The sequence below is a fragment of the Chitinophaga sp. genome (assembly GCF_036569125.1).
Lineage (GTDB): Bacteria > Bacteroidota > Bacteroidia > Chitinophagales > Chitinophagaceae > Chitinophaga.
This window is the reverse complement of sequence record NZ_DATCRF010000820.1, coordinates 1-5,893: the sequence shown is the minus strand read 5'-3', so window position 1 is coordinate 5,893 and position 5,893 is coordinate 1. Positions and strand designations below refer to the sequence as shown.

Sequence of the window (5,893 nt, the reverse complement as noted above, 5' to 3'; positions counted from 1 at the left end):
GCACATCGTTTACGTTGTAATCAGGTTTTGCAGCGATTGTTTATAATCCTTTCGCATAACCAGCTGCCCTACATTTGCCTGTACAAAGCTTTTTAATACTTCATTCGCTTCTGCTGCGTGATGCTGCTTTTTGAATTTTATGTTGCTGGCGATAGCGCTTACGGACCGGATAATTCCCCAGGGAATGCCCCACCAGCCCAGGACCAGGGTTTTGGCCTGCGCTTTATGAATGGCGCTATCCAGGCAATCGGGGCATCCGATCTTTACCCGCTGCTGGTAATGTGTAATGAAAATGAAGCTCATTACTTCAGATACCATTGTTGCGTTCAATAGTTTGTTATTAGTTTCGCAGTGCGGGCATTGCAGGTTGCGGAGCAGGTTGCAGTAATAATCTGTTTCGTCTGTTGCCAGCGTGGGTTTATTCTGTAATTCCAATGCGGTTAATAAACCGGGATCCAGGCCGCGTTTTTGAACTTCTTCCTTTGCAATGGCGAGTGCTGCGGGTGTAAGTCCTTGTGCATCATGGGAGAAAAAGTGTATCAGTTCTTTATCGGACATTTGAGCATAGTGCTCCTGTACGATGTGGATATCGATTCCTGTACTCATAGGGATAGGTGTATTGTCTTAGACAAATATATAATAAATCACATGTGAAAACAGGAATTAAACAAGACTTTTTATTAAAATACCCAATACGGCCGCTACCAGTATAATAAGCGGCTCCTGCACCTTTTTTACCAGCAGCAGCACCGCAATCACGGCTATGCAGATCAATGCCGTGGGAACATCCTGGATGCTGCGCCTGCCCAATACAATTACGGCTCCTGCTATGGCTCCAATAGCCGCTGCCGTTATGCCATCCACAAAAGCCCTGATACCCGGCCGTTTGCCGTACTTCTTAAAATAAGGGGCTGGTATCACAGTGAATAAATAGCAGGGAAAAAAAGTGGCGAATGCAGCAACCGCAGCGCCGGGAAAACCTGCTGCCAGGTACCCGATGAACCCTACCGTGATCACCACAGGCCCGGGTGTGATCATAGCTACTGCCACTGCATCCATAAATTCCTGCTCATTCAGCCAGCCGAACTCCTTTACCACCCCGCCATACAGGAACGGCACAATGGCCAGGCCACTGCCGAAAACGAAAGCCCCTGCTTTTGTGAAGAACAGGAAAATATCTGTAAGTGTACCCGAACTACCGGTGGAACTAACCTGCAGCAGCGCGGGGAAAATAAACGGTGCGGTGCTGCCGGCCTGCTGCTTCAGGTTAACAGAAGCCTTTACCAGCCAGTAAAAGATGCCTCCGCCGATGAACAGCCAGATGTTTTCATTTTCCGTGATAATAGTAGTAACAGCGGCAATGAGGTATATGAACCACAGGTAATAATCTTTACCGATAGATTTTTTCGTGAGCTTATAGGCGCTCACCGTAATAATGCCGATAACGGCTGCCCCAACGCCGTAGAAAACCGCCTGCATCCAGCTGATGCCCTGGTAATGTACATAAACAGCTCCCAACATCAACACCATCAGAAATGACGGCAGCACAAAGGCTAGTCCGGCCAGGGTTGCACCCAGCAGCCGGTAATGCACAAAACCAATATATATGCCCATTTGCGCGGCCAGCGGACCTGGCGCCAGCTGCGACAGCGCAAGCCCTTCGCGGTAATCATCCTCCGTGATCCATTTCCGGTTCTCCACCAGGTCGCGGTGCATATAGCCCACCAGGGCCACAGGCCCGCCAAAGCCGATGGTTCCGAGCTTCAGGAAATATAATACCAGGCTCTTTAAACTATAAGAAGCAACAACATGATCTGCCATGGCTTTATAAAGTGTTTAATGCGTTTGTTTACGGCCGGTTTGATCCAGCGCGGCTTTTAGTCCTTCCGCCAGCTTACCGGCAGGGCCAACGCCCCAGTAGTGCAGAAAAAAAACATGCGGCTTTTCCTGTACCATGTGGTTATGAACGGCCACCACCTCTATTCCATGTTGCACCAGCGCCCTGATAACCGGCTCCACTTCATTTTCCAGCATTGTAAAATCGCCTGCTACAGCCGCATGCTCCGGTGTACCCTGCCAGGCGGCCCATGTATTGAAACCTGCAAAACTACTAACAGGAATGCCATGTTCCTGCAGGGGTACATCGGGCCGGCCGATCGTATATTTATATACCCCTTTGCTTAGCTCTCCCTTTTGATCAATAACAGCATCCAGGCGGGCAATGGGCAATGTGTTTGATACGCTGTCGGCCTTACTTTCCTTCGGGTCATGGCCGCGTACTTCCTTTACTTTTCCGAAGATTGCCTTTACGCTGCCTGCCAGCTTCACAACCGGGCCTTTTCCATCAATATGCATATACATCACACGGGGATGCTCACGTACAAAATGGTTATGGATGGCTGTAATGGCAAAGCCCTGGCGGATGACCTCCTGCTGCACCGGCGCCAGGTCCGTTTCCGTGAGGATGATATCCCCCATTACCATGGCGCTATCCCGGCAGGGTATAAAACAGGCCCAGCTTCCCAGGCCCATAGCCGGGATGATCTTAAAGCCATCCACAACCACATTCAGATCGTTCTGCGGAACGGTGATCTTATATTCTCCGTTCTTTTCAACGCCCTTCATACCGGTTATCCGCTCAATGGCGGCTATGTCCAGCTTACTGCTTCCTGGCGGGCAAACAATCGTATTGGAATCATTTTTTGCTCCTGTGAGGAAGCCGGCGGCTGTTCCGGTAGCAGACTGGCAGCTATGCAGGAGCAGCCCAATGGCGATTGCTAATAAAATGATGGTGGTTCTCATATTTATTATTTGTTGAAGTTTTTTCAATTAGCCCGTTCTTAAAAAGCAATGCCGAACTGGAAGCCGGCGGTAAGGGATGCCGGCTGGTCATTGCCAAACCGGACGGGAACCGGAACTGCTACAAACACACTGCTGCTTTTTCCTTTTAAAATTACCTTATTCAGCACAGGTGTAACGCCGTAGCGGCCGGAAGTTTCAAAGGCGGTGCGGGCGGCCAGTGTAAAGCCATTTCCCAATCCAAACAGCACGCCGGGATGGAACAGGAAGTTATGCATTTTACTGGCGCCGCCTGATGCCCTGATGATCGGTACAAACTCCATTGAAAAGCCTATCCTGGCGCTCTTCCAGATATTGATGCCGGTAGGCATGCCGCCTACATAAGCCCCGTTAAAATTATAGTGCGGCACATCGCTGCCAACTGTTACAATAGGATGCAGGATGCCCACATAAGCGGTGATCTTCGGGTAGCCGGCGGGAGCTGCCTGCTGTGCAAAGAGTGGCCTGAACAAACCGGCCGCTAATATGACCGTTGTAATTATGAATATGCTATTAAAACTGTTAGTGATGGATGTTCCCATTAATGTTGCATTTAGTCCGGTTGGTTAACCGGTACAATGCTACCCATTAATGGAATGTTGAAATAGAACAGGAATTACTCCTTTGTATAAAACTTACTTTTTCCGCAGATCTTTGCGGTATTCGGATGGATTTTGTCCCGTGTGCTTCCTGAAGATCCTGGTAAAATGGCTTTGGTCTGAAAAACCTGTGAGGTAGCTGATCTCGGTCAGGGAGTAGGCCGGATCTTCCATCAGCTGAATGGCCTTGTCAATCCGTTGTTTCCGGATATATTCCCCAAAGGAGAGGTTATCAAAATGTTTTGAAAATTCCCGGGAAAGGTAGGAAGGGTTAATATCGAGGTCTTTGGAAAGCTCTTTCAGGCTGAGGTTTGTATCAATATGGTCCTGGATCATTTCCTTCAGCTCCTGTGCCCAGGCAGGGATCTTACCGCCTGTATGCTGTTTTGATCTCAGGAACCGGTTAAACACTTCCAGCAGCAGGTTTTCATAGGGCTGTTGTGTATGTTTTTCTTTTTGAAGATAAGCAGCCCAGCTATAAAGTGCATCGTAGAGCAGCATTCCTTTTTCCAGCAGCTCATAATCGTCTTTATGATTGTAGGCCAGTCCTGCCGAAATAGCCCATAGGCCGGATGCCTGCGGAGCAATATCATGCTGGTCGGTATCAGCTCCCCGCACAATGGGCGCCATTGTAAGCACGGCGGGGTCTGTGATCTTATATTTTTTTACCAGGTAGTCAAACGTACATTCTTTCCCGTAGTGGGTGTGCTCCACATCCGGAATGTCGAAGGGAATGGCGTTCAGGGCAGCGGCCTGCGTTAGCACTTCGCTGAAAGGCACATAGATAATTTCCGCGTCAGCATCAATAAAGCGGCGAATAAGCCAGGGGCAGGCCAGGCGGTCAATTTTTGGATGTTCCCGTGTAATCCATTTCATTGGAAGTAAGATAGCACAAAATAGCTTGTCAGGATCCACCCTTTTATTGTCGTATTACCACCCCTTCCGGTATGCGTGCGCATTGTAAGTTTGCATCATCATCCAAACAAAAACTTACAACTATGATCAACAATCAGTCAGCCTACCAGGAATATACCAGCACATACAGAGAGCTGTTACAGGTGTTGTCGGCCTTTTCACAGCAGCAGCTGAATACCGTGCCGTTTGAAGGCAGCTGGACCGCCGCACAGGTAGGAGAACACTTATTAAAAGGCACTATTGCCGATGCTGTGGACGGACCAGGCGTACCTACACACCGGGCGCCCGATGAAATGAATGCTGTTATTGAAGGTATTTTCCTGGACTTTTCCACCAAGCTGCAATCACCGGATTTTGTATTGCCGGAGGCAAAGGAGTATGATAAACAAAACCTGCTGCATGCAATGGAAGCCACGGTGAGCCGCACGGAGAAAGCCATTCAAACGCAGGACCTGTCTATGACCTACGCTGAATTTGACTTTCCGCAGGTAGGCCCGCTTACCCGCCTGGAATGGGTTTGTTTTGGCGTGGCTCATGCGAAAAGGCATATACGGCAGCTGAAGAAAATTTACAGCACGCTGAATGCGTAATGCGTTTAGCGTTTAGCTTTTAGCTTTTAGCGTTCGGCATTCAGCTTTTTACGTAGTAATCCCAGGCTGCTTTGGCTATCTCTGAAATAATGCGCTGGTTAGTGGCTTCATCTTCCTTTGAATCAGATACAAATACGGCCATGGCTATATGTTTTCCATTGGGCAGGGTAATAATGCCTATGTCGTTGAAGGCGGCGGTAATGTGCTGCTCATTGGTATCGGAAGTACCCGATTTGTGGGCTACCTCCGTATTCGCAGGTAACAGGCCTTTAAGACGGTTACTTTTAACACCGGTGGCCATTAGCTGCCAGAGTACGGCTTTGCTGTTCTCAGAAAGGATCTTTCCCGTCTGAAACTTTTGCAGCAGCTGCGTAGCTGCAATGGGGGTAGTCCAGTTATTGTACTGTACATCCCAGGCTGCATGCATCTGTGCTTCATTAGCCACAATGTTAATGTCTTTAACCCCCAGAGTGTGAATGTAATTGTTCAGCGCTGCCGGTCCGCCTACCAGGCCGAATAAAATGTCACAGCCGTTATTATCGCTCTGGGATACGGTGTAGCTTAATATCTCCTTTATGGTAAGATCAAATTCCGGTGCGGTGTGCTCATCCCGCAAAGGGCTCCAGGATTTTTTTGCAAGTGATGATTGTTTGAGGTGAATACGTTGGGTGAGGGACAGTTTTCCCTGGTCTACCTTGTGCAATACCAGCAATGCCAGGTGAAATTTAAACACGCTTTGCATGGGGTAGTGATGGGCAGCATTAATGGAAAGGGTGTCCTTATCTTCTATCGCCAGCATGGAAATGCCGATGCGGGCTTGTTTGCCGGCAATAACGGCTTCCATTTTCTGCCGGAGCGCCGGCAGCTGGGCATGGGTGGTGTAAGAGAAAGTGGTAAAGATCAGGAGGATGAATACGCGTAATGGCATGGTAAAGTTTATGAGGCGTTGAA

At 48.9% G+C, this 5,893-nt stretch carries 7 protein-coding genes; 1 reads left to right on the top strand and 6 read right to left on the bottom strand.

Annotated elements, in window-relative coordinates; genetic code table 11:
• Positions 1–9: 9 nt before the first annotated feature.
• The 5 genes from VIM87_RS30230 to VIM87_RS30210 form a co-directional block, all read right to left on the bottom strand.
• Positions 10–606, bottom strand: a complete 597-nt coding sequence (locus tag VIM87_RS30230; RefSeq protein WP_332000589.1) for a hypothetical protein — start codon at positions 604–606, stop codon at positions 10–12.
• 57 nt (positions 607–663) lie between these two features.
• Positions 664–1,821 carry a chromate transporter gene (locus tag VIM87_RS30225; RefSeq protein ID WP_332000588.1) on the bottom strand — a complete coding sequence of 386 codons (1,158 nt, stop codon included), beginning with the start codon at positions 1,819–1,821 and terminating at the stop codon, positions 664–666.
• Positions 1,822–1,836: 15 nt separating this feature from the next.
• On the bottom strand, positions 1,837–2,802 hold the full coding sequence (locus VIM87_RS30220) for a DUF1259 domain-containing protein (RefSeq protein WP_332000587.1): 966 nt from the start codon (positions 2,800–2,802) through the stop codon (positions 1,837–1,839).
• A 38-nt stretch (positions 2,803–2,840) separates the two neighbouring features.
• Positions 2,841–3,311 (bottom strand): hypothetical protein, encoded by a 471-nt coding sequence (locus VIM87_RS30215; protein ID WP_332000586.1) that lies wholly within the window; start codon positions 3,309–3,311, stop codon positions 2,841–2,843.
• Positions 3,312–3,473: 162 nt separating this feature from the next.
• Positions 3,474–4,313 carry a chromate resistance protein ChrB domain-containing protein gene (locus VIM87_RS30210; protein ID WP_332000585.1) on the bottom strand — a complete coding sequence of 280 codons (840 nt, stop codon included), beginning with the start codon at positions 4,311–4,313 and terminating at the stop codon, positions 3,474–3,476.
• 122 nt (positions 4,314–4,435) lie between these two features.
• On the opposite strand from VIM87_RS30210, the gene VIM87_RS30205 reads away from it, so the two are divergent.
• Entirely contained in the window at positions 4,436–4,942 is a 507-nt protein-coding gene (locus tag VIM87_RS30205) for a DinB family protein (protein WP_332000584.1), read from the top strand.
• 40 nt (positions 4,943–4,982) lie between these two features.
• Here VIM87_RS30205 and bla read toward each other — a convergent pair.
• Positions 4,983–5,893, bottom strand: a 911-nt coding sequence (bla, locus tag VIM87_RS30200; protein WP_332000583.1) for a class A beta-lactamase, subclass A2, incomplete at its 5' end; no start/stop codon positions are given.

What these genes read in the sequence shown, in the direction of transcription:
- VIM87_RS30225 (WP_332000588.1), bottom strand. Translation starts at nt 1,821, where the DNA reads ATGGCAGATCATGTTGTTGCTTCTTATAGTTTAAAGAGCCTGGTATTA.
- VIM87_RS30210 (WP_332000585.1), bottom strand. Translation starts at nt 4,313, where the DNA reads ATGAAATGGATTACACGGGAACATCCAAAAATTGACCGCCTGGCCTGC.
- VIM87_RS30230 (WP_332000589.1), bottom strand. Translation starts at nt 606, where the DNA reads ATGAGTACAGGAATCGATATCCACATCGTACAGGAGCACTATGCTCAA.
- VIM87_RS30205 (WP_332000584.1), top strand. Translation starts at nt 4,436, where the DNA reads ATGATCAACAATCAGTCAGCCTACCAGGAATATACCAGCACATACAGA.
- VIM87_RS30220 (WP_332000587.1), bottom strand. Translation starts at nt 2,802, where the DNA reads ATGAGAACCACCATCATTTTATTAGCAATCGCCATTGGGCTGCTCCTG.